General features: G+C 65.1%; 14 protein-coding genes. 10 read left to right on the top strand and 4 right to left on the bottom strand.

Features of this window, described 5'->3' with window-relative positions:
- Positions 1–18 precede the first annotated feature (18 nt).
- The 5 genes from glgB to HH800_RS13460 all read left to right on the top strand — a co-directional run bounded on the left by glgB (position 19) and on the right by HH800_RS13460 (position 7,592).
- On the top strand, positions 19–2,193 hold the full coding sequence (glgB, locus tag HH800_RS13480) for a 1,4-alpha-glucan branching protein GlgB (RefSeq protein ID WP_169861393.1): 2,175 nt from the start codon (positions 19–21) through the stop codon (positions 2,191–2,193).
- Positions 2,194–2,241: 48 nt separating this feature from the next.
- Complete coding sequence (gene glgC / locus HH800_RS13475; protein ID WP_169861392.1) at positions 2,242–3,501, top strand: glucose-1-phosphate adenylyltransferase; 1,260 nt, start codon at positions 2,242–2,244, stop codon at positions 3,499–3,501.
- 9 nt (positions 3,502–3,510) lie between these two features.
- The gene (glgA, locus tag HH800_RS13470) at positions 3,511–4,962 is read left to right on the top strand and encodes a glycogen synthase GlgA (RefSeq protein ID WP_169861391.1); all 1,452 of its coding nucleotides are present in this window, start codon (positions 3,511–3,513) and stop codon (positions 4,960–4,962) included.
- Positions 4,959–6,863, top strand: coding sequence for a glycogen debranching protein GlgX (gene glgX, locus HH800_RS13465; RefSeq protein WP_169861390.1), 1,905 nt, complete (start codon positions 4,959–4,961; stop codon positions 6,861–6,863). Before glgA ends, glgX begins: the two co-directional genes overlap by 4 nt.
- A gap of 96 nt (positions 6,864–6,959) precedes the next feature.
- Complete coding sequence (locus tag HH800_RS13460; RefSeq protein ID WP_169861389.1) at positions 6,960–7,592, top strand: PaaI family thioesterase; 633 nt, start codon at positions 6,960–6,962, stop codon at positions 7,590–7,592.
- A 121-nt stretch (positions 7,593–7,713) separates the two neighbouring features.
- On the opposite strand, the gene HH800_RS13455 is transcribed toward HH800_RS13460, so the two are convergent.
- Positions 7,714–8,778 (bottom strand): Gfo/Idh/MocA family protein, encoded by a 1,065-nt coding sequence (locus HH800_RS13455; RefSeq protein WP_169861388.1) that lies wholly within the window; start codon positions 8,776–8,778, stop codon positions 7,714–7,716.
- 20 nt (positions 8,779–8,798) lie between these two features.
- Positions 8,799–9,308, bottom strand: a complete 510-nt coding sequence (locus tag HH800_RS13450; protein WP_169861387.1) for a hypothetical protein — start codon at positions 9,306–9,308, stop codon at positions 8,799–8,801.
- 113 nt (positions 9,309–9,421) lie between these two features.
- Here HH800_RS13450 and HH800_RS13445 point away from each other — a divergent pair, with 113 nt between their 5' ends.
- The 4 genes from HH800_RS13445 (at position 9,422) to HH800_RS13430 (ending at position 13,437) form a co-directional block, all read left to right on the top strand.
- Positions 9,422–10,447 carry an oxidoreductase gene (locus HH800_RS13445; RefSeq protein WP_169861386.1) on the top strand — a complete coding sequence of 342 codons (1,026 nt, stop codon included), beginning with the start codon at positions 9,422–9,424 and terminating at the stop codon, positions 10,445–10,447.
- Positions 10,448–10,521: 74 nt separating this feature from the next.
- Entirely contained in the window at positions 10,522–11,043 is a 522-nt protein-coding gene (locus tag HH800_RS13440) for a sigma-70 family RNA polymerase sigma factor (protein ID WP_169861385.1), read from the top strand.
- 3 nt (positions 11,044–11,046) lie between these two features.
- Positions 11,047–11,811: an anti-sigma factor family protein gene (locus tag HH800_RS13435; protein ID WP_169861384.1), complete on the top strand. Its 765-nt coding sequence runs from the start codon at positions 11,047–11,049 to the stop codon at positions 11,809–11,811.
- Complete coding sequence (locus HH800_RS13430) at positions 11,812–13,437, top strand: FAD-dependent oxidoreductase (RefSeq protein ID WP_169861383.1); 1,626 nt, start codon at positions 11,812–11,814, stop codon at positions 13,435–13,437.
- Between the two features lie 249 nt (positions 13,438–13,686).
- On the opposite strand, the gene HH800_RS13425 is transcribed toward HH800_RS13430, so the two are convergent.
- Both HH800_RS13425 and HH800_RS13420 read right to left on the bottom strand, forming a co-directional pair.
- Positions 13,687–16,782 carry a DUF4982 domain-containing protein gene (locus HH800_RS13425; RefSeq protein WP_169861382.1) on the bottom strand — a complete coding sequence of 1,032 codons (3,096 nt, stop codon included), beginning with the start codon at positions 16,780–16,782 and terminating at the stop codon, positions 13,687–13,689.
- 145 nt (positions 16,783–16,927) lie between these two features.
- The gene (locus HH800_RS13420; protein WP_328805742.1) at positions 16,928–18,814 is read right to left on the bottom strand and encodes a rhamnogalacturonan lyase; all 1,887 of its coding nucleotides are present in this window, start codon (positions 18,812–18,814) and stop codon (positions 16,928–16,930) included.
- A gap of 179 nt (positions 18,815–18,993) precedes the next feature.
- On the opposite strand from HH800_RS13420, the gene HH800_RS13415 reads away from it, so the two are divergent.
- Positions 18,994–22,122 carry a TonB-dependent receptor gene (locus HH800_RS13415; protein WP_169861381.1) on the top strand — a complete coding sequence of 1,043 codons (3,129 nt, stop codon included), beginning with the start codon at positions 18,994–18,996 and terminating at the stop codon, positions 22,120–22,122.
- Positions 22,123–22,171: the final 49 nt, after the last annotated feature.

Here is a 22,171-nt window from a genome sequence, read left to right as displayed (position 1 = left end):
GAGACGGGAGATAGGAGCGTGCTGACGCCGGAGCAGATCGACCGGCTGGTCGAAGGGCGGGATGCCGATCCCTTCGCGACGCTTGGCGTGCACCCGGCCGATCCTGACAGCGGCAAGACCGGCTTTACCGCCTGCGTGCTGCTGCCCGATGCCGTCAGCGTCAGTGCGCAGACGCTGGATGGCAAGGTGGTCGGCGAACTGGCGCTGATCCACCCGGCCGGACTATTCGAGGGCAAGGTCAAGATCCGCAAGCGCCAGCCGCTGCGCTATGAAGCGCATTATGGCGATGGCGGCAGCTATGCGACGATTGATCCCTATGGCTTTGGCCCGGTGCTGGGGCCGATGGACGATTATTATTTCGCCGAAGGATCGCACAAGCGGCTGTTCGAGAAGCTGGGCGCGCATCCGATGGAGCATGAAGGGATTGCCGGCACCCATTTCGCGGTCTGGGCGCCCAATGCCCGGCGCGTGTCGGTGGTCGGCGACTTCAATCGCTGGGACGGGCGGCGCGCGGCGATGCGGCACCGGCAGGATGCGGGCGTGTGGGAAATCTTCCTGCCCGAAGTCGGCATCGGCCAGCCCTACAAGTTCGAGATTGTCGGGCCGGATGGCGTGGTGCTGCCGCTCAAGGCCGATCCCTTCGCCTTCCGCTCGGAACTGCGCCCGTCGACTGCGTCGATCGTCAACGGTCCACCCGCGCATATATGGGGCGATGCGGATCACCGCGACCATTGGCAGAAGGCGGATGCGCGGCGGCAGCCCATCTCCATCTACGAAGTGCATGCCGGGTCATGGCAGCGCGACGAAAATGGCGATTTTCTGCATTGGGATGCGCTGGCCGAGCGGCTGATCCCCTATGTCGTGGGCATGGGTTTTACCCATATCGAGTTCCTGCCGATCAGCGAATTTCCCTATGACCCAAGCTGGGGCTACCAGACGCTGGGCCTTTATGCGCCGACTGCGCGCTTTGGCGATCCGGCGGGCTTTGCCCGCTTCGTCGATGGTGCGCACCGGGCGGGGATCGGCGTCCTTCTCGATTGGGTGCCGGCGCATTTTCCGACCGACGAGCATGGCCTGGCCCGGTTCGACGGCACCGCGCTTTATGAACATGCCGATCCGCGCAAGGGCTTCCAGCCGGACTGGAACACGGCGATCTATAATTTCGGCCGGCGCGAGGTGGCGGAATATCTCACCAACAATGCGCTCTTCTGGGCCGAGCGCTATCATGTCGACGGGCTGCGGGTCGATGCGGTCGCGTCGATGCTCTACCTCGATTATTCGCGAAAGCCCGGCGAATGGATCCCCAACGACCATGGCGGGCGGGAGAATGTGGAGGCGGTCGCCTTCCTCCAGGGGATGAACAAGGCGCTCTATGCGGATTCTCCCGGCGTGATGACGATCGCCGAGGAATCGACCAGCTGGCCGCAGGTATCGGCGCCGGTGCATCAGGGTGGCCTTGGCTTCGGTTTCAAATGGAATATGGGATTCATGCACGACACGCTGCGCTATCTGGCGCGCGAGCCGGTGCATCGGCAGCATCATCATGACGACATCACCTTCGGCCTGCTCTACGCCTTCAGCGAGAATTTCGTGCTGGCGCTGAGCCATGACGAGGTGGTGCATGGCAAATCGTCGCTGCTGCACAAGATGGCGGGCGACGACTGGCAGAAATTCGCGACGCTGCGGGCTTATTATGCCTTCATGTGGGGCTATCCCGGCAAGAAGCTGCTGTTCATGGGGCAGGAATTCGCCCAGCGCGCCGAGTGGAGCGAGCAGCGGGCGCTCGACTGGAACCTGGTCGATCATGCGCCCCATCAGGGTGTGCAAATGCTGGTCGGCGACCTCAACCGTCTCTATCGCTCGCGGCCGGCATTGCATGCGCGCGATTGCGAGGCGGAAGGGTTTGAATGGGTGCTGGTCGACGGCGCAGCGGACAGCGTCTTTGCCTGGCAACGACGGGCGCCCGGCCACAAGCCGATCGTCGTCGTCAGCCATTTCACGCCGGTGCTGCGCCATGGCTATCGCATGCGGCTGCCCGTGGGCGGTCGCTGGCGCGAGATACTCAATAGCGATGCGTGTGAATATGGCGGCAGCGGAGCCGGCAATATGGGCGTGGTCGAGGCCGATGAGAGCGGATGGGCGAACATAACCATCCCGCCCTTCGGAACCTTGATGCTGGAACTGGACTATTGATACCGAGGAACGCGTGCAGGCGGTCGCGGGCATGAGAGAGGAGCCCTAATGCAACAACGCAATCAGCCGATCGCGCGCGACGCCATGGCCTATGTGCTGGCCGGCGGACGCGGCAGTCGCCTTGCCGAGCTGACCGACCGGCGGGCCAAGCCGGCGGTGCATTTCGGCGGCAAGGCGCGGATTATCGACTTTGCCCTGTCCAACGCGCTCAACAGCGGCATTCGCCGCATCGGCGTGGCGACCCAGTATAAGGCCCACTCGCTGATCCGCCATTTGCAGCGCGGCTGGAACTTCCTGCGGCCCGAGCGCAACGAGAGCTTCGACATATTGCCCGCCAGCCAGCGTATTTCCGAAAGCCAATGGTATGAGGGCACGGCCGACGCGGTGTTCCAGAATATCGACATCATCGAAAGCTATGCGCCGGAATATATGGTCATCCTGGCCGGCGATCATGTCTACAAGATGGACTATGAGCTGATGCTGCAGCAGCATGTCGACAGTGGCGCGGATGTCACCGTCGGCTGTCTGGAGGTGCCGCGGATGGAGGCGGTCGGCTTTGGCGTGATGCATGTCGACGAGGCGGACGTGATCACCGCCTTTGTCGAAAAGCCCAAGGATCCGCCCGCCATTCCCGGCCAGCCCGACATGGCGCTGGCGTCGATGGGCATCTATGTCTTCCGCACCCGCTTCCTGATCGAGCAATTGTTGCGCGATGCCGACGACAAGAACAGCAAGCGCGATTTCGGCGGCGACATCATCCCCTATATCGTGAAGCACGGGAAGGCGGTGGCGCATCGCTTCTCCAGCAGCTGTGTGCGGGCGGAAAGCGAGCTGGTGCCCTATTGGCGCGATGTCGGCACGATCGACGCCTATTGGCAGGCCAATATCGACCTGACCGATGTGGTTCCGAGCCTGGACCTTTACGACCGCAGCTGGCCGCTCTGGACCTATTCGGAGGTCACGCCGCCGGCCAAGTTCGTCCATAATGAGGATGGCCGACGCGGATCGGCGACCAGTTCGCTGGTGGCGGGCGGCTGCATCGTGTCGGGCTCCTCGCTGCATCGCAGCCTGCTCTTTTCCGAGGTGCGCACCCACAGCTTCTCGTCGGTGACGGAAAGCATCATCATGCCCGATTGCGAGATCGGCCGGGGTGCTCGGCTGCACAAATGCGTGGTCGATTCCGGGATCATCATCCCGCCGGGGCTGATCATCGGCGAAGATCCGGCCTTTGATGCGCAGCATTTCCGGCGGACCGACAATGGCGTCTGCCTGGTGACGCAGCCGATGATCGACCGACTGGTGGCCTGAAGACGAAGGATGATGATGAAGCTTCTGTCGGTTGCGTCCGAAATATACCCGTTGATCAAGACCGGAGGGCTGGCCGATGTGGTCGGCGCGCTGCCCGCCGCGCTGGCGGGCCATGATGTCGAGACCCGGACGCTGGTGCCGGGCTATCCGTCGGTCCTGTCGAAGCTGGGCAAGGCCAAGGCGGTGCGCCGCTATGACAAGCTGTTCGGTGCCCCGGCGACGGTGCTGGCGGGGAAGGTCGGCGACCTCGACCTGCTGGTGCTGGACGCGCCCGATTTCTTTGCGCGCGAAGGCGGGCCCTATGGCGACCATGGCGGCAATGACTGGGGCGATAATTGGCGGCGCTTTGCCGCGCTGGCGCGGGTCGGTGCGGACATTGCGGCGGAGGGCGTGAAGGGATGGGGGCCCGATATCGTCCATGTCCATGACTGGCAGGCGGCGATGACGGCAGCCTATATGCGCTTTGGCCCGGCCCATGCCGTGCCGCGCATCGTCACCATCCATAACCTTGCCTTTCAGGGGCGTTTCGGGCCGGAGATATTTGCCCAGCTGGGCCTGCCGGCCGAAGCCTGGGGCATGGATGGCGTCGAATATTATGGCGGCACCGGCTTTCTGAAGGCGGGGCTGGTGTCGGCTGATGCGATCACCACGGTCAGCCCGACCTATGCCGAGGAAATCCGCTCGCCGGTCCATGGCATGGGGCTGGACGGGCTGATCAACGGACGCAGCGACAAACTGCACGGCATTTTGAACGGCGTCGATACCGACATCTGGAACCCGGCCGAGGATGAACTGATCGCGCGGCGCTACAGCGCGCGCGCCCTCAGCGGCCGCAGCGCCAACCGGCGGGCGCTGGAGAAGCGTTTCGGTTTGCAGCGCGACGATGCGCCGATCTTCGTCATCATCAGCCGCCTGACCTGGCAGAAGGGCATGGACCTGATGATGGGGGCGATCGACCATCTGGTCGGGCTGGGCGCGAAGCTGGCGGTGCTGGGATCGGGCGATCATGCGCTGGAGGGCGGCTTCCTGGCGGCGGCGGACCGGCATCGCGGCCGGGTGGGCGTGCAGATCGGCTATGACGAGCCGCTGTCGCATCTGTTGCAGGCGGGCGGCGACGCGATCCTGATCCCGTCGCGCTTCGAGCCGTGCGGCCTGACCCAGCTTTATGGCCTGCGCTATGGCTGCGTGCCGGTGGTGGCGCGGGTCGGCGGCCTGGCCGATACGGTGATCGACGCCAATGAGGCGGCGGTGAGCGCGGGCGTGGCGACCGGCATCCTGTTCGCTGGCGATGATCCGCTGGCGCTGCATGGTGCGATCGCGCGGACGGTGCGATTGCATGGCGAGCCGGAAGCCTGGCAGGCGATGCAGCGTGCGGGGATGCGCGCCGATTTCAGCTGGACCCACAGCGCGGCGCGCTACGCGGCCCTTTATCGCAGCCTGCTGGAGCGCGAAGCGGCATGAGCGCGGACGGGTTCGGGCCGGTGATCGATGCCGGCGGAACCCGCTTTGCCGTCTGGGCGCCGGAGGCGACGCAGCTCTGGCTCTGCCTGTTCGATCAGGACGACCGGGAAACCCGCCTGTCGATGGCGCGGGGAGAGGAGGGCGTCTGGCAGGTTCATGCGCCGGGCGTCGGCGCCGGTGCCCGCTATGGCCTGCGCGCCGACGGCCCATATGATCCCGATAGCGGCCTATGGTTCGATCCCGACAAGCTGCTGCTCGATCCCTATGCGCCGGCGCTCGACCGGGCCTTCGTCCATGACCCGATGCTGGCCGCACCGCGCGGGCAGGGGGAGGATACGGCGCCGGTGATGCCCAAAGGGGTTGTGAGCGCGCCTCTGCCGCCGGTCGCGCCGGCGCCGCCGTGCTTCCAGCCAGGCGGGCTGATCTATGAATTGCAGGTGCGCAGCTTCTCGCTGTTGCATCCTGACGTTCCCGAGGCGCGGCGCGGCACGATCGCGGCGCTGGCGCATCCGGTGGTGATCGATCATCTGCAGAAGCTGGGCGTTGGCGCGGTCGAACTGATGCCGATCAACGCCTGGATCGACGAGCGACATTTGCCGCCGCTCGGCCTGCGCAATGCCTGGGGCTATAATCCGGTCAGCTATTTCGCGCTCGATCCGCGACTGGCGCCTGGCGGCCTGACCGAACTGCGCGATACGGTGGCTGCGCTGCATGCGGCCGGGATCGGCGTGATCCTGGACATGGTCTATAATCATGACGGCGAAAGTGACAGGTTGGGACCGACCTTGTCGTTGCGCGGCCTCAATGCCCGTGCCTATTTCCGGCATGAGGCGGACGGGCGGCTGATCAACGATACCGGCACCGGCAACAGCGTGGATTGCAACCAGCCGATGGTGCGCCGGATGATCCTGGAATCGCTGCGCCATTTCGTGGTGCAGGCGGGGATTGATGGTTTCCGTTTCGATCTGGCGCCGGCGCTGGGGCGGCTTGCGGACGGGTTCGATCCTGACGCGCCGCTGCTGGCGGAGATGCGCGCCGATCCGGTGCTGGGCGACCGCATTCTGATCGCCGAGCCCTGGGATATCGGGCCGGGGGGCTATCAACTGGGCCGGTTCGGGCCGCCCTGGCTGGAATGGAATGACCGCTATCGCGACGATATGCGGCGGTTCTGGCGGGGAGACGCCGGCACGATCGGCGCCTTTGCCACGCGGCTGGCGGGATCGTCGGACCTGTTCGAGGGCATCACCCGCAGCGTCAATTTCCTCGCCGCCCATGACGGCTTCACTTTGGCCGACTGCACTGCCTATGCGGACAAGCATAACCTCGCCAATGGCGAGGACAATCGCGATGGCCATGGCGAGAATTTCAGCTGGAACAATGGCCTGGAGGGGGCGAGTGCCGATCCGGCGGTGATCGCGGCGCGGCAACGCGATATCAAGGCGCTGCTTTCGACCCTCTTCTGCTCGCGCGGCACGATCATGCTGACGGCGGGCGACGAGTTCGGGCGCAGCCAGATGGGCAATAATAATGCCTATGCGCAGGATAATGGCATCAGCTGGATCGAGTGGGACGCGCGCGACCGGGAGATCGAGGCGCATGCCTTTGCGCTGGGCCAGTGGCGACGGAGCTGCGTCGAGCTGACCGACGTGGCGCTGCTGGGCGAGGGCGATGTCGTCTGGCTGGATGAGGGCGGTCAGCCGCTGACCGTTGCCCAATGGGAAGATCCCGCGCGCCGGCGGCTGGTGCTGCATTTCCGGGCGTCGGGCCTCAGCCTCTGCATCAATGGCGCGGAAGGCGATTTTCTTTTCGATCTGCCCGGCGGTCCCCTGATGGTGCCGGGGCGCAGCGTGATGCCGCAACGCCGTAGCGTTATCCCGGAAGGTGCAGCCGCGCCCGATTGATGCGCGGCGATCCAGCCGTCATCCTGCCCGCCGATCGGGGGCTTCCTTCGCCCGCCAAAGCATGGCTAAGCAGGGGCAAAGGGAGCAGGACGACAGATGATGGAAGCAGGATCGGCGGCAGGACCGGGATCGGATGAGGAACGGGATCTGCTTGGCGGACGCTGGCTGACGGGCGATACGCCCTATGGCGCGATGATCGACCGGCTGCGCGATTTCCTGGATCATGTCGCGGCGGCCAAGCTGGACGACGCTACGGCGCAGGCGCTGGACGCGGACCTGGCCGCCTGGACGCAGCGGCTGACGCCGATGGTGGCGGACGAGGCGCATCGCATGTTCGGCCGGGTGCGCGACGCGCCGGGCCATGGACAGGTGTTTGCGCCGGCCTTCATCCCCGATCGGATGGGCGACGATTCGCTCCATGCCCGCGTCACCTTTGGCGCCTTCCATCTGGGCGCCAATTATGCCGCTCATGGCGGGGCGGTGGCTTTGCTGTTCGACGAGATATTGGGGTTGCCGGCGAATATGAGCGCGCAGCGGATGGCGCGCACCGCCTATCTGCACGTCAATTATCGCGCGATCACGCCGATCGACAAGGAATTGCAGGTCAGCGCCTGGGTCACGAAGGTCGAGGGGCGCAAGCGTTTCGTGCGGGGCGAACTGCGTGACGGCGATGTTCTGTGTGCCGACGCTGAGGGGCTGTTCATCGAATTGCTGCCGCATCAGCAATAAGGCGGGAACCATCGCCGCACTGGCCCGTTCTGTTGCATGAGGCCGCCGCACTTCCCCCCGCTCGGGCGGTCTCGCAGATTGGGCCCGTCGACATCCCCCCGTCGACGGGCCTTCTCTCTTTTCAGGACAATGTGACGAGCGCGCCATCCTGCGCGGCGGACTGGCGGATCGCGTCGAGTAGCGCCATCGCCGCGACGCCATCATGGAAGGTCGGGACCGGGACGCCATCGGGCATGGGCCGCCCTTCGACGCCGGCGCGCAGGGCTTCGCACAGGCGGATGAAGGGGGCGAGTTCGAACAGCATTGCCGCTTTGCGCGGATCGTCGGCTTCGATCGGAGGCAGGCCAAGGTCGGCATCGACGGGCAGGTCGCGCACGCCATCCCGGTCGGCGATCTTGACCACGCCCTTGTCCACCCAGAGCGTGCCATGGGTGCCGGCGACGCGGCTGATATTTTCGGATGGACCCCAGACGCCGGCGCTGTGTTGAAGTACGCCTTGAGCGCCATTCTTCATGCCGAAGCGGACGACATAGCTGTCCTCCGCCGCGTCGGCCGGGCGGTCCGACACGGTGGGCAGGGTGGCGCTGAGGCTGTCGACCTCGCCCAACCAGACGCGCAACTGGTCGACCAGATGCGAGCCATGAGCACCAAGCCAGCCGCCGCCTGCGCCGGCATCGAACCACCAGCGCGGCATGCGGGCGGCAGGATCGGCGACGATTGGCAGGACGCTGGACAGGGTGACATAGCGCGGATCTCCGATCAGCCCGTTGGCGATGGCGCGGCCGATCATCGCGCGATCGGGTGCCCAGCGAAACTCGTTGCCGATCAGGTGCGTGATGCCGGCCTGTTCCGCCGCCGCCAGCATGGCGCGGGCCTCGGCCAGGTCGGCGGCCATCGGCTTTTCGCAAAGGATGTGGCAGCCCCGCTCGATCGCGGTCAGGGCAAGCGCGGCATGGGTGGCGGGCGGCGTGGCGATCGTCACCGCGACCGCGCCGGTGCGCTCGATCGCTTCGCCCAGATCCGTGAAGATGTCAGCGATGTTGACAGCATCGGCACGGCGGCGGGTGCGGTCGGGATCGGTGCCGACGAGGCCCGCCACCTCGAACCCGGCGGCGCGCAGTGCGGGAACATGGATGCGACAGCCAAAGCCGGTGCCGACGACGATCGCGCGAGGGGCAGGAGGCATGGTTGGTCCTTTCGGGCGGGTCAGGTGGCGGGGACGGCGGCGAAGAAGTCGATCCCGGCCTGGGTGGGGAAAATATATTCGAGATAATGGCCAAGCTCGGGCGCATCTACGAAACAACTGTCCATGAAGCCCGGATTATGGCTGACATGGGGGACGGGCAGGCCGTCGGCTTGCGCGCGGGCGAGCAGGGCCTGCCACTGCGCGGCGTCGTGGATCAGATAGCCCAGATGATGATGGCGCAGCTGGAAAGCATCGCCGGGGGCGAGCCGGTCCATATAGATGGCCGATCCCGGCCCGGAGGCGGTCAGCAATTCATACATGACCGGGCCGACCCAGGCCAGTTCGACGCGGATATGGCCGCCGGCCGCCAGCGGTCCTTCGAGCCGGCGGAAAGCGCCTATGCCATAGCGATCGGCCAGGATCGCCTGTGCCCGGTCGATATCGTTAGTCGCATAGGCGATCTGGAAATGTTCGGCGCGCAGCACGCCCGATGCCGGGTCGACAAGCGGCGATGGTCGGCGCAACAGCATAAGCGCTATCCTCTCCGGACGATCCCGTTCGCGGGATTCGGCATGAAGATAGTATATGCTATCTTTATGGGGCAAGGCGCGGGCGCCCTGATCCGCCCCGGCGATATGGGACGATGATGATGCAGGAAATCGGCGTGGGCCTGATCGGCTATGGGCTTGGCGGGCGGGCGTTCCACGCGCCCTATGTGCTGGCGACGCCGGGCATGGCGCTGCGCGCGGTGGTCTCGCGCGACCCGGCCAAGGTCCATGCCGGCCTGCCCGACATGCAGGTGGTGCCCGATGTCGATGCGCTGCTGGCGCTGCCGGGGATCGATCTGGTGATCGTGTGCAGCCCGGACGAGCTGCATGCCGAGCATGCGATCGCGGCGCTGCGGGCGGGCAAGCATGTGCTGGTGGACAAGCCCTTCGCTGCGACGCTGGCCGATGCGCGCCGGGTGGCGGCCGAGGCGGAAAGTGCGGGCAGGCTGCTTGCCGTGTTCCAGAACCGGCGCTGGGACGCGGATTTCCGCACCTTGCGCCGGCTGATCGCCGAAGGGCGGCTGGGGGAGATCGTCCAGTTCGAAAGCCATTTCGATCGCTGGCGGCCGACCCCGGCGACAAGCTGGAAGGATGCGCGGGCGGCCGGCATCTGGCAGGATCTGGGGCCGCATCTGCTCGACCAGGCGCTGTGCCTGTTCGGCAAGCCCGAAGGGGTGAGCGCGGATATTGCCGCGCTGCGTGAAGGGGCGGTGTCGCCCGACTATTTCCATGTGACGCTGCGCTATCCGCGCCATCGCGTGCTGCTGCATGCGACCAAGCAGGCGGCGGCGCACGGGCTGCGCTTCGTCGTCCATGGCACGGGCGGCAGCTGGATCAAGCAGGGGACCGACGGGCAGGAAGCGGTGACAGTCGCCGGGCAGCGGCCCGAGGGCGCGGACTGGGGCATCGATCCGCAGCCGGGCCATCTGACCGATGCGGCGGGGGATACCCACATGGTTATGAATGAGCGCGGCGACTACCGGTTGTTCTGGCAGGCGTTGGCCGATGCGATCCGGGGCGAGGGCGCCAATCCGGTGCCGGCGGACGAAGCGATCGCGGTGATGGAAATATTGGAAGCAGGCCTGCGCAGCAGCGCGGAAAGGCGCGAAATCCGGCCCTGACGGGTTGAAGATACATAATCCGGAAATATTTGGGTGAAGGGGGATTAAAGCGATCACTGAGGCGTAAGTGACGTATGAAACCCACGCCGCCCAAGGTTGTCGACCTGTTGCCCGCGCTGATGCGCTATGCCCGTCGGCTGACCGGCAATGAAAATGATGCCGAGGATCTGGTCCAGGATGCGCTGGTGCGCGCCTATGCCAATGCCGACAGCTATCAGCGCGGCCGGCCGCTGCGCGTCTGGCTGTTTTCCATCCTGCACAATGTCTTCATCAGCGGAACGCGGCGTGCTGCCGTGCGGGAACGCTTTCGTGCCGACGCCGTGGCGCAGGCCGATCCGGTCGAGGCGCCGCAGCAGGAACAGATGGTGCGGCTGCACCAGATCGAGGCGGCGCTGGCCGCGCTGCCGCAGGAGCAGCAGGCCGTGCTGCACCTCGTCGCGGTCGAGGGGCTGTCCTATCAGGATGCGGCCGACGCCATCGGCATTCCCATCGGCACGCTGATTTCGCGCCTGTCGCGCGCCCGCGCCAAGCTGCGCGCGCTGGAAGAGGATGTGCCCGCCGTGCGCCCCGGCCATCTGCGCATCGTGAGGGATTGAGCCATGGCGGAACTCACCATCACCGAATGCGAACTGCACGCCTATGTCGACGACCAACTTGACGCAATGGGGCGGCTGGAAGTGGCCGATTATCTGGTGCGCAATCCCGATGTCGCCGCGCGTGTGCTGGCCGACCTGTCGGTGCGCGACGCGATGCGGGCACTGGCGGAGCGCGATGATCAGCCCGTGCCGCAGCGCCTGCAGGACAGCGCCCGCAAGGTGGAGGGGGCGCTGCACCGCAGCCGCCTGTTTCGCCGGCTGAGCGGCGGGCTGGCGATGGCGGCGGGCATCGTTGCCGCGGTGGCGCTGGGCGTGGGCAAGCTGAACATGGGCGTGGCGCCGCCGGCGCAGGCGATGCCGGTGTTCATCGAGGAGGCCTTGATGTCGCACAAGACCGCGCTGGTGCGGTCGCACATGAAGTCGCAGCCCGAAATCCCGCATTTCGACCCGGCCGATGTCCGGTCCGCCACCCATATCAACGTGCCGGTTCTGCCGGCGGGCTGGCGGGTGCTGGATGTGCAGCTGTTCCCGTCGGACTATGGGCCGAGCCTGCAACTGGTGATCGATGCGGGCGAGAAGGCGCCGGTGTCGCTGTTCGCGGCGCGGGCCGTCACCGGCCTGCCGGAAACGCCGCGCACCCAGGTCGTCGACGGCGAGACCATCGCCTACTGGGCCCGCAAGGGCACCGTCTATGTGCTGACCGGCGTGGAATCCCAGGATTTCCTGCAGAGGCACGCGGCCGATCTGGCCAATAATCAGGACGCATGAATGAGCATTGATCTCTCGCAACAGACCGGCGCGCTGCGCCGGCGGGCAGATGTCTGCGTCATCGGCGCGGGCGCGGCCGGCATCACCACCGCGCGCCGGCTGCTGGCGGCCGGGCATCAGGTGCTGCTGCTGGAAAGCGGTGGGCTGGACTATGAGCGGGAAACCGCCGACCTCAACGCCGGCAAGAATGTCGGCCAGGCCTATTATGATCTGGACGATGCGCGGCTCCGCTTCTTTGGCGGCACGACCGCGATCTGGGGCGGGCGCTGCGCCACGTTGGACCCGATCGACCTGCAGCGGCGCGACTGGGTGGCGGGATCAGGCTGGCCGCTGTCCTGGGACGAACTGCAGGATTATTATGGCCAGGCGCGCGGCATATTCGAGATTGGCGACGAGCCGGCCAGCGCGGAGGCGCTGAGCGCCCATGGCGTACCGCTGCCGGGGTTCGACCGGTCGGAACTGCACATGCCGGTGTGGAATTTCGATCCGCGTTTCAACCGCTTCACCTTCGACGCGTGCCAGGATCTGCGCGATCATTCGCGCTGCGAGATCATCACCCATGCCAGCGTTACACGGATCGTGACGAAGGATGGCGCGATCAGCCGGATCGAGGCGAAGGCGCTGGCGGGCGCGCATCTGCATGTCGAGGCGCGGGCGTTCGTGCTGGCGGCAGGCGGGATCGAGAATGCCCGGCTGCTGCTGGCGTCGAACATCGGCAATGAGCGCGACCAGGTCGGCCGCAACTTCATGGAGCATCCCCATGCGCGCGGCGGGCGGATCGTCGATGCCAGGGCCTGGCCGCTGCTCAAGGCGTTCGGCCGGCGGCACCGGATCGGCGGGCATGACATGGCGGCGTTGATTACGCCCTCGGCCGATCTGCAGCGGCGCGAAGGGCTGCTCAACAGTTCGCTGACCATCGTTGGGCGGCAACCGGCGCGGGCGTCGCAATTCTGGGGCATGCGCGCCTATGGTTCGCTCAAGCATGACATGTCGCCGACGCGCAGCGGCCGGCGGCTGTGGATGATGACCAAGAAGGCGGCGACCTGGGCCCAGCGCCATGTCGATCCGCTGCGTCCCTGGCTGCTGCACAAGGCGGGCAAGCTGGAGATCGCGCTGCTGGTGCGGGCCGAACAGGCGCCCAATCCCGATAGCCGGGTGCTGCTGACGAAGGAGCGCGACGCGCTGGGCGTGCCGCGCGTGGCGCTGGACTGGCGCTTGTCGGCGATCGACAAGCATAGCGTGACGGGACTGGTCGATGGTCTGGGCCGTGAACTCAAGCGGCTGGGCATGGGCCGGGTCGAGCGTGCCGACTGGCTGGACGAGCCGGGCGAGCTGTGGCGCAACGATCCGCTCATCTCCTCCCACGCGATCGGCGGCTATCATCATATGGGCACGACCCGCATGGCGACCGATCCGCGCCAGGGCGTGGTCGACGCCGATGGCCGCGTGCATGGCCAGGCCAATCTCTATGTCGTGGGCTCTTCGACCTTCCCGACATCGAGCTGGGCCAATCCGACCCTGACCATCGCCGCGCTGGCGCTGCGCACGGCCGATCGGCTGTCGGTGGCGCTCAACCGGCCGGTGGCGCAGCCGGTGCGGGTGCCGGGGCTGGCCAAGGCGTCGTAGCGCTCGCTTTGAGGTTCGCCGAACGGCGGCGATGCGGTGGGAACAAGACATAGCCCCTCCCTTGCAGGGAGGGGTTGGGGTGGGTTGCGAGCGTAGCGAGCTTCTGCCCTATCGACCGTAGACCGCCGCTACGCGGCGCACCCACCCCCGGCCCCTCCCTGGAAGGGAGGGGAGTAGGAAACGTCAGCTTCTTCTCGTTTCTCGACAGGCTTGAAACGAACGGATGTGGGAGCGCGCGGGTTGGGGGGCTCAGTCCACCAGGCCGTGGAATTCGGCTTCGACGATGCCGAGGTGCCAGCCGGGCGGGACGGCGTCGGCGCCGGTGTCGCCGGCCTGGCGGGCGCTGGCCAGTTCCACCACCTTGCCGAAGGCGTCCTTGTCCTGCACCGGGCCGGTCTGGCGGATGCGCAGCGTCTGGCCGGTCGTGGCGGGGAAGCGGAGCGTGGTGTAGCCGAGCTGCCGTTCGGTCTCGCCGCGCCAGACGCTTTTGCCGTCGATCGTCAGTTCGAGCGGATAGGCACGCGAGCGCCAGCCGACCAGCTTCAGGTCGATTTCGCTTAAGCGCACCGGGGCGGCGAAGCGATATTCGATCCAGCCATTGTCCGGCTTGCCGTCGCTGGCCCAGCGGGTGAGTTCATTGTCGTCGACGGTGGCACCGGCATCGGTCTGTCCGGACCCGGCACGGATATCCTGCGCGAGGAAAGTCGTGCGGTGCGGGGTGAAGCTGGGGGTGGCGGGCGTCGGGCCGCGCACCAGGCTGCCGGGCTGGAAGGCGTCGGCGAAATCGGTGGAGAGCCCGCCCTTGGTGGCGGCGGGCAGCTTGGTCTGGATCGACAGGCTGGCGGCCTTGAGGCCCGGCGCGGTCGCGGTGAGCGATACGATGCCGGCCTTGGTGCCCGCGCGGATCAGGACGCGGTTAACCCCGCCCTCCAGCGGCAGGTCGGGCGAGAGGATATAATTATCCTCCTCGCGCGCGGTGCCGGCATAGGAGGTGGTGCCGTCCGCACCATGCGCTTTGGTCACGACCGCTTCGCCTTCGGTCTGGCCGGCGCGGACCTTGCCCTGGCTGTCGCCCTGGGCGATGCCGCCGCGCCAGAGCGCCGGCCCCTTGAGATCGAAATGGACCTTGCTGGCGTCGACCGGCACGCGGCGGCCCTGCGCATCGACGGCCTCGACATCGACCAGTGCGATGTCGGCGCCGTCCATGACGAAGCCGCGCGGCGAGACATGGGGGGTGAGCTTGAGCGCGACCGCCGGGCCGGTGGTCGAGAGGCTGAACTCCGACGTCTTGCCATCGGCGTGGGTGGCGACCGCGCGCAGCGTGCCGGGGGCGAAGGCGATAGCCTTCCAGCTGAAGAGGAAGCTATCGCTGCGCTGGCCCTTGCCGAGCGAGCGGCCGTTGAGGAACAGTTCGACGCTCTGCCCATTGGACACGACGCTCATGTCCTTGACCGTGCCGGGCGCGTAGTTCCAGTGGCCGATGACGTGGGTGGCGGGGGTGACGCTGTCGACCCAGTCGTTCCACATTACCTGATGCGCGAAAAAGCCCTGTTTGGGGATGCGCACGGCGTCGACCTCGCCCGAGCGGCGATAGTTATTGTCGCCGCGATAATGGGTGTTGCTGTCCGACCAGATGATGTTGACGCCGCCCGAACTGACGCGGGTGCCGGTGCCGGGCCGCATGACATAATAGTCGTTCCAGCGCTTCACATCCTCGATGGCATGGCTGTCCTGGTTGCGATTATAGGCGGGCGCATCCTTGTGGAAAGGCGGGGTGAAATTGTCCTGATAGGCGCGGGCGGCTTCGTCGCGGCTATATTCCATCGACCACATCGGATGCTTCGCGCTCTTGTTGATATACATCATCTCGCCGCCATATTCGGCGACTTTGCTGTCCAGCATTTCGCGCGATCCGATGGCGCGGCCGCCATGGGGATCGTATTGATCGCGGATCGCCTTCATCTCCGCCATATGCGCTTCGCTGATATTCTCGTTCCCGCTTTCGTAGAAGAGGATCGAGGGATTGTTGCGATTATAGATGATCGCGTCGCGCATCACCTCCTTGCGCTGGTCCCAGCGGCGGCCGGTGACGTCGCTTTCGGCGTCGCCCGCCGGCATCGCCTGCATCAGGCCGACGCGGTCGGCGGATTCGATGTCCTGCTTTGACGGGGTGACGTGCATCCAGCGGACCAGATTGCCGCCGCTCTCCACCATCAGCGCGTTGGAAAAGTCGCTGATCCAGGGCGGAATCGAGGTGCCGACGGCGGGCCATTCGTTGGAGGTGCGCTGGGCATAGCCATGGACCATGATGGTGCGGCCGTTGAGGTCGACCTTGCCATTGCCGAAGCGGGTCTGGCGGAAGCCGGTCTTCGTATCGACGCTGTCGATGACCTTGCCCTTGTCCATCAGGCTGGTCGTCACGGTGTAGAGATAGCCATAGCCCCAGCTCCAATAATGGAGGTCGGCGACCGGTGCGGCGGCGGCGAGGGTGGCGCTCTGGCCGGGCGCGATCGAGGTGGCGCCGCTGTCGAAGCGGGCGATGCGGCGGCCGGCGGGATCGCGGATTTCGACGCGGAGCGACAAAGCGTGGGCGGCAGCGCTGTCGTTGCGGACCTGGCTTTCGGCATGAATATTGGCGCGGCGGCCGGCGATGTCGAAACCATCGGCCCAGACATATTGGCCGGTGGTGCCGAGCGTCGAATAGAGCGGCAGCGTCTGATAGACTGGCCCGGTCAGGTGGAGCCGGACATTCTTGGTAATGCCGCCATAATTGACGTTGAAATTGTCATTGTTCCACTGGAAGCCGCTGCCGGTGGCGCGTTCCTTATATTTCCAGTCATTGTCGACGCGCACGGCAATGACATTGTCGCCGGGCTTGAGTGCGGCGGTAATGTCGGCGCCGAAGGCCATCACGCCATGTTCGGACAGCGCGACCGAGCGGCCATTGACCCAGATTTCGGCGGCCTGACGCACGCCCTCAAATTCCAGGAAGGCCCTGCCGCGCGCCGCATCGGCGGGGAGGGTGATGTGCTTGCGATACCAGATGATGCCGGTGGACAGCGCCTTGATGTCGCGAGCGAAGGCCTGCGTCTCGTTGAAGGCGTTGGGCAGGGTGACGCTCTGCCAGCCCTTGTCGTCAAAGCCGGGCTGCTGCGCACCGGCCTGATCGCCGGTGGTCATCAGCCAGCCGGGATTGAGATTATAGGTCTGGCGCGGCGAGGCGGTGACGGTGGAGGCGTCATGGGCGGCGGCGGGGAGAGCGGGCAGGAGCGGCGTCAGCGCCAGCAGGGCCAGGCCACCCCGCAACTGACGCACCCGCGCGCCGACAGCCGATTTTCGCTTCATGCCCTTGCCCTCTCCGAATATTGGTCAGGCCACTTTGGGCGATGCCAGGCGAGGGGTCAATAGATATCCCTAAAAATGGATATATGATCCATATATTGGTCAGTCAGGTGGGCGGCGCATGGGGCGCCACCCACCCGATCAAGGGTCAGCGTTCGCCCTGCTTGCCGGCGCCCAGATAGAAGCTGGTGTGCGGCGGCTGATTATAGGCGGTGTTCTGCCAGGCGATGCCGAGGCGATAGACCGGATCCTGCATCAGCGTCACGAAGCGGTGCGTGGTCGGATAGGGGGTGGTGTAGATGCGCAGTTCGCGATTGTCGGCGCTGCGCCACACCACTTCCTCGCGCCAGTCGCCGATCAGGTCCGCCTGAAGCGCCGGTGTCGCCTTGGTGCCGTTGTTGGACGACAGGCCTTCGGGCGAAAGCAGGGGGATTTCCCTGCCATTTTCCCAGTCCCATTTGGAAATGGTCGTCTTGTCGAGCAGTTCGCGCAGCAGGTCGCCATCCCACCAGATGGCGAAGTTCATCTGGCGCGGGCGCGGGCCGATCGGCTTGCCGGCGACGTCGAACAGTTCGGCCGAACTGGAGTTCCAGAACTCGGCGCCCCAGTGGCGCGGATCGATATCGGCGGCGACGCCGCGACCGGTGTCCTTTTCGGCCGGGGTGGACCAGAGCATCTGGCCGGTGCGCGCGTCGAGAAGGGCGGAGCCGATCATGCCATTCTGGCGCTGATCCTCGAACACGCCGAATTTTTCGAGGCCGGGACGGGCGGGGTCGAGATCGCTGACATGCATGGTGTCGCCGTGGAAGAGCGGCTGGGTCCACAGCCCCTTGCCATCGTCATCGACCGCCATCGATCCGTAGATCACCTCGTCGCGGCCGTCGCCATCGACATCGGCGATCGAAAGCTGGTGATTGCCGCGTCCGGCATAGTCGCCCTTGCCCGGCTGGCTGCTGTCGAACAGCCAGCGCTGGGTCAACTTGCCGTCGCGCCAGTCCCAGGCGGCGATCGCGGTGCGGGCATAATAGCCGCGGCCAAAGACCATCGAGGGCAGATGGCCGTCGAGATAGGCGACACCGGCCAGGAACCGGTCGGATCGGTTGGCATAGCCATCGCCCCAGCTTTCGGTCAGCTGCTGCGTCGTGGGATTGCCGCCGGGATAGCGTGGCGGATCATAGGGGGCGGTGGCCAATGCCTTGCCGGTGAGGCCGTCGAAGACGGTCAGATATTCCGGCCCCTTGACGATGCGGCCCTGCATCGGTGCGACCTTGGTGCCATCGGGCAGCACCTTGGCGCCGGTGCGGTCGCGCTGGGGCACTTCGCCATCATGGCCGCGCCAGTCGGCCTTGGCGTCGCCGATCACCGTGCCGGTGCCGTCGACCGTGCCGTCGGCGGTCTTCATCGCCACTTCGGCGCGACCGTCGCCGTCGAAGTCGAAGGCCAGGAACTGGGTATAATGGGCGCCGGCGCGGATATTGCGGCCAAGGTCGATGCGCCATAGCCGCGTGCCGTCGAGCCGATAGGCGTCGAGCAGCACCGGCCCGCTATAGCCGCCCTGGCTGTTGTCATGGCTGTTGGTCGGATCCCATTTCAGGATGATCTCGTAACGGCCGTCGCCGTCCAGATCGGCCGCGCTCGCATCATTGGCGGTGTAGCTGAACGACTCGCCGGCCGGGGTGACGCCGTCGGCGGGGGGCGTGAGGGGGATGGAGAGAAAGGATTTGTCCCACATCATGGCGGGGGAGGGGGCGCTCTTGTCGCCGATCCGCTGCACCGCATAGCGGCTGGTGGCGCTGCCTTTCTTGTCCACGAAGGCAGTGGCTTCGCCGACGCGGCTGTCATGGATCGGCTTGCCGTCGCGCAACAGGCGGAAACGGATGGTGGCGGGATCATCGGCCAGTAGACGCCATGTAATGAGCATGCCGCCGCCCTGTGCTGGTAGCGCTACCGCGCCACGATCAAGTCGTTCGGCCGCTATTCGGGCGGTGGGGCCAGTTGCCAATGCCATGGTCGAAGTCGCCAGCCCGAGCATCATGGTAAAGGCCCGAATAGTGGTGCGCATTTGCATCAATCTCCCCTCCGGATCACTACTGATCCAAATATTAGAATTGCATCCCACATATAGGTTCAGTAACTCTCCGTCTAGAAACTGATTCGACGACCGTGGGGAAACGGAGTCGGTCATGGGGTGTTCTGGGAGAGAGGGGATCGGCTATGCGCGAGCATACCACTGAAAGTGCACGCAATTTTTCCAACATCGCGATGGTTCGCCGGACGCTGAAGGGCGCTTCCGCCCTCGCCATGGCCGGCGTCATGCTGGTGTCGGCTTCGGCCATTGCTCAGACAAATGACGAAGGCGAAAAGAAGGAAGGTGCCGTTTCGGCTGCCGATATCGTCGTCGTCGGCACTCGCGCCTCGCTGCAATCGGCGATCAACCGCAAGAAGGAAGCGAACACCGTCGTCGACTCGATCGTCGCCGATGATATCGCCAGCTTCCCGGACAAGAATATCGGTGACTCGCTCGCCCGCATCACCGGCGTCCAGCTGAGCCGCGAATTTGGCGAGGGCAACCAGATTTCGATCCGTGGCGTCGAGCCCGACCTCAACCGCGTCGAGATCAACGGTGTCAGCCAGGTCAGCGCGCTCGGTTCGCGCGCCGGCGACTTCCGCGAAATCGCGGCCGAACTGGTCAAGTCGGTCGACGTCTACAAGGGCTATGCCGTCGACCTGACAGAAGGTGGCATTGGTGGCACGGTGCGCGTCGAAACGCGCAAGCCGCTGGAACTGAAGGATCCACTGATCTCGATGGTCGCGTCGGGCCAGCATCTGGATCTTACGGAAAGCTGGAAGCCGCGCCTGACCTTCTTTGCCGGTGCGCCCAAATTCCTGATCGATGGCTTGGGCATCCTGGTCAACGCCACCTATAGCGACGTCGACACACGCCAGGATTATATCAGCAACACCAACTGGCAGCGGCTGGCCGATTTCGATCATTCGACCGAGAAGACGGTCGCTAATCCGCTCTACAGCAACTATAATACATATGAGAGCTGCGCTGGCGTCGGTGGTGCGACCACTGGGGCCGCTACCGCCAACCGGCTGGCGTGCGAAACCCAGTTCTTCGACTGGGCGCCGACCGTGCCGCGCTATCGCCAACTGGTGCGTAATGACAAGCGCATCTCGGCCGATGTCACATTGCAATATCAGGTGGCGCCCAATTTCCGCGCCTATGTCAACGGCCAGGTCAATCTGCGCAACCAGAAGCTGCAGGACACCAACTATTCGGTCGATTTGGGCCGCATCGAGCGCTTCAATCTCGATCCGCAACTGGCAGCCGGCGCGGGCGGTGGCACGTCGCGTCGCCGGGTCCAACTGGGCACTTCGACGGTCAACGGGAACCATGTCGTCACCGGCCTCACCACCGCGCTTGACGCCGTCAACATCGGTACCGCAACCAACCCCAACTGGAATGGTGCGGCGAACATCATCGGCGTGCAGCGCCGCGACTTCGATTATGACCAGGACAGCAAATATTTCTCGGGCGGCTTCACCTGGGAACCCAATAGCCGGTTGAAGATCGACGTGATGGGATCGCATGCGACCGCCCATACCGATCAGCAGACCAACCTCATTTCGCTGGGCACCAGCGTGTCGGGCATCACCATCGACCGCAACAATGATCAGGGGCTGCCGGTCTTCAGCTTCCCATCCAATTTCGACCCCGCCGATCCGGCGGTCTATGCCGACTTCACCCGCACCGGCGCCAATGGCCAGGTGCTGCCCGTCTACGGCCCCGGCCTGCAATATCGTCCGGGCGAGTTCAACAATACCGAAGATCAGTTCAAGATCGACGTCGATTGGGAAATCGATCACCCGATCGTCAGCAAGATCGAATTTGGTGCCCAGGGGCGCAAACAAAAATTCCTGAACTATCAGGGGGGTGGTTCGGTACTGCTCGATCCCACGAGCATGACCTATCAATCGTCGGCGAATGTCTCCTACACCACCAATATCGTCGCCAATCCGACCCAGACGCGCAACGGCAATACCTGGTATATGACGCCCGCCCAATATACCGCGCTGATCGGCGCGATTGGCGGCACCACGGGTGGCGCGCCGCTCTTTTCCGGCCTGAAGGGCGCGCCGGCTGGCCTGCCCACGGGGCTCGCCTTCCCCAATTTCGATGCCGAGGAACTGGGGAAATTCTACGATCTGTCGGGCTTCGATCATGATCTCGTCCGCTTCGCCGATGGTTTCCCGCAGGTGCCCAGCGCCAAGATCGACGAAACCGTGCTGGCGGGTTATGTCATGGCGGATATCGATACCCAGATTTTCGGCATGCGCCTGACCGGCAATGCCGGCGTGCGCTGGATGCATACCAAGGATGAAGGGACCGGCACCAATGTCAGCCGCGTGACCCGCTTCACCCCGACCGGCGGCACGGAAACGGTCGTGCTGGCGGCGCAATCGGTGACGATCAGCAACAGTTACACGGACATCATGCCGGCCTTCAACGCCAATCTGGAACTGGCGCGCGACCTGTTCCTGCGGGCCAATTGGGCCAAGAATTTGGCGCGACCGCGCCCGACCGACCTGGTGCCGAACATCAATTGCTTGGATGACATCACCATCACGGGCACGGACGATACCTGCACAGCGGGTAATCCGGCGCTCAAGCCCTATCGCGCAGACCAGTGGGAAGTGAACCTGGCCTGGTATCCCAATGCCGACACGATGCTGAGCCTGGGCTATTGGAAGAAATATGAATCCAGCTTCGTCATTCCCAATGTGACCCGCAGCGGCGTGGACCTGTTCAACGACGGCTCCAGCTATACGGTGCGCCAGCCGGTCAATGGCTTTGGTGCGCTGCTCGACGGCATCGAGGCGAATGCGCAGACTGCCTTCACCTTCCTGCCCAAGCCGTTCGATGGTTTCGGGGCTAGCGCGAATTTCAGCTATTCGCGGGCGTTGCGGACCAACCTCACCAACAGTGCGACCGGGGCGGAACTCAAAGAATATCCCGGCATGTCGAAATATACTTATAATGCCAGCTTCTTCTACGACAAGGATTGGCTCAATTTCCGCCTGAGCTACAATTATCGCTCCAAGTGGATGCAGACGGTGATTGATGCCAATAACGGCAATAACCCGCTCTATCGCAGGGGTGAAGGCTATCTGGACGGAAAGATCACGCTGCGCTTCCCGCAATATCATTTCAGTGTCTTCCTGGAAGCGCAGAACCTGACCAAGGAATCCACCAAACTCTATATCAATAGCGATATGCCGGTGGAGATGGCCTATCCCGGTCAGCGCTTCTTCGTCGGTATCCAGGGCAAGTTCTGATCCCATTCCCTTGGGGAAGGGCAAAGACGCGGTTCCGGGCATGTTCCGG

The organism is Sphingobium yanoikuyae (genome assembly GCF_013001025.1).
Classification (GTDB): domain Bacteria; phylum Pseudomonadota; class Alphaproteobacteria; order Sphingomonadales; family Sphingomonadaceae; genus Sphingobium; species Sphingobium yanoikuyae_A.
This window is presented reverse-complemented; position numbering and strand designations above follow the sequence as displayed.

What these genes read in the sequence shown, in the direction of transcription:
- glgC (WP_169861392.1), top strand. Translation starts at nt 2,242, where the DNA reads ATGCAACAACGCAATCAGCCGATCGCGCGCGACGCCATGGCCTATGTG.
- glgA (WP_169861391.1), top strand. Translation starts at nt 3,511, where the DNA reads ATGATGATGAAGCTTCTGTCGGTTGCGTCCGAAATATACCCGTTGATC.
- glgX (WP_169861390.1), top strand. Translation starts at nt 4,959, where the DNA reads ATGAGCGCGGACGGGTTCGGGCCGGTGATCGATGCCGGCGGAACCCGC.
- HH800_RS13460 (WP_169861389.1), top strand. Translation starts at nt 6,960, where the DNA reads ATGATGGAAGCAGGATCGGCGGCAGGACCGGGATCGGATGAGGAACGG.
- HH800_RS13455 (WP_169861388.1), bottom strand. Translation starts at nt 8,778, where the DNA reads ATGCCTCCTGCCCCTCGCGCGATCGTCGTCGGCACCGGCTTTGGCTGT.
- HH800_RS13450 (WP_169861387.1), bottom strand. Translation starts at nt 9,308, where the DNA reads ATGCTGTTGCGCCGACCATCGCCGCTTGTCGACCCGGCATCGGGCGTG.
- HH800_RS13445 (WP_169861386.1), top strand. Translation starts at nt 9,422, where the DNA reads ATGATGATGCAGGAAATCGGCGTGGGCCTGATCGGCTATGGGCTTGGC.
- HH800_RS13440 (WP_169861385.1), top strand. Translation starts at nt 10,522, where the DNA reads ATGAAACCCACGCCGCCCAAGGTTGTCGACCTGTTGCCCGCGCTGATG.
- HH800_RS13435 (WP_169861384.1), top strand. Translation starts at nt 11,047, where the DNA reads ATGGCGGAACTCACCATCACCGAATGCGAACTGCACGCCTATGTCGAC.
- HH800_RS13430 (WP_169861383.1), top strand. Translation starts at nt 11,812, where the DNA reads ATGAGCATTGATCTCTCGCAACAGACCGGCGCGCTGCGCCGGCGGGCA.
- HH800_RS13425 (WP_169861382.1), bottom strand. Translation starts at nt 16,782, where the DNA reads ATGAAGCGAAAATCGGCTGTCGGCGCGCGGGTGCGTCAGTTGCGGGGT.
- HH800_RS13420 (WP_328805742.1), bottom strand. Translation starts at nt 18,814, where the DNA reads ATGATGCTCGGGCTGGCGACTTCGACCATGGCATTGGCAACTGGCCCC.
- HH800_RS13415 (WP_169861381.1), top strand. Translation starts at nt 18,994, where the DNA reads ATGCGCGAGCATACCACTGAAAGTGCACGCAATTTTTCCAACATCGCG.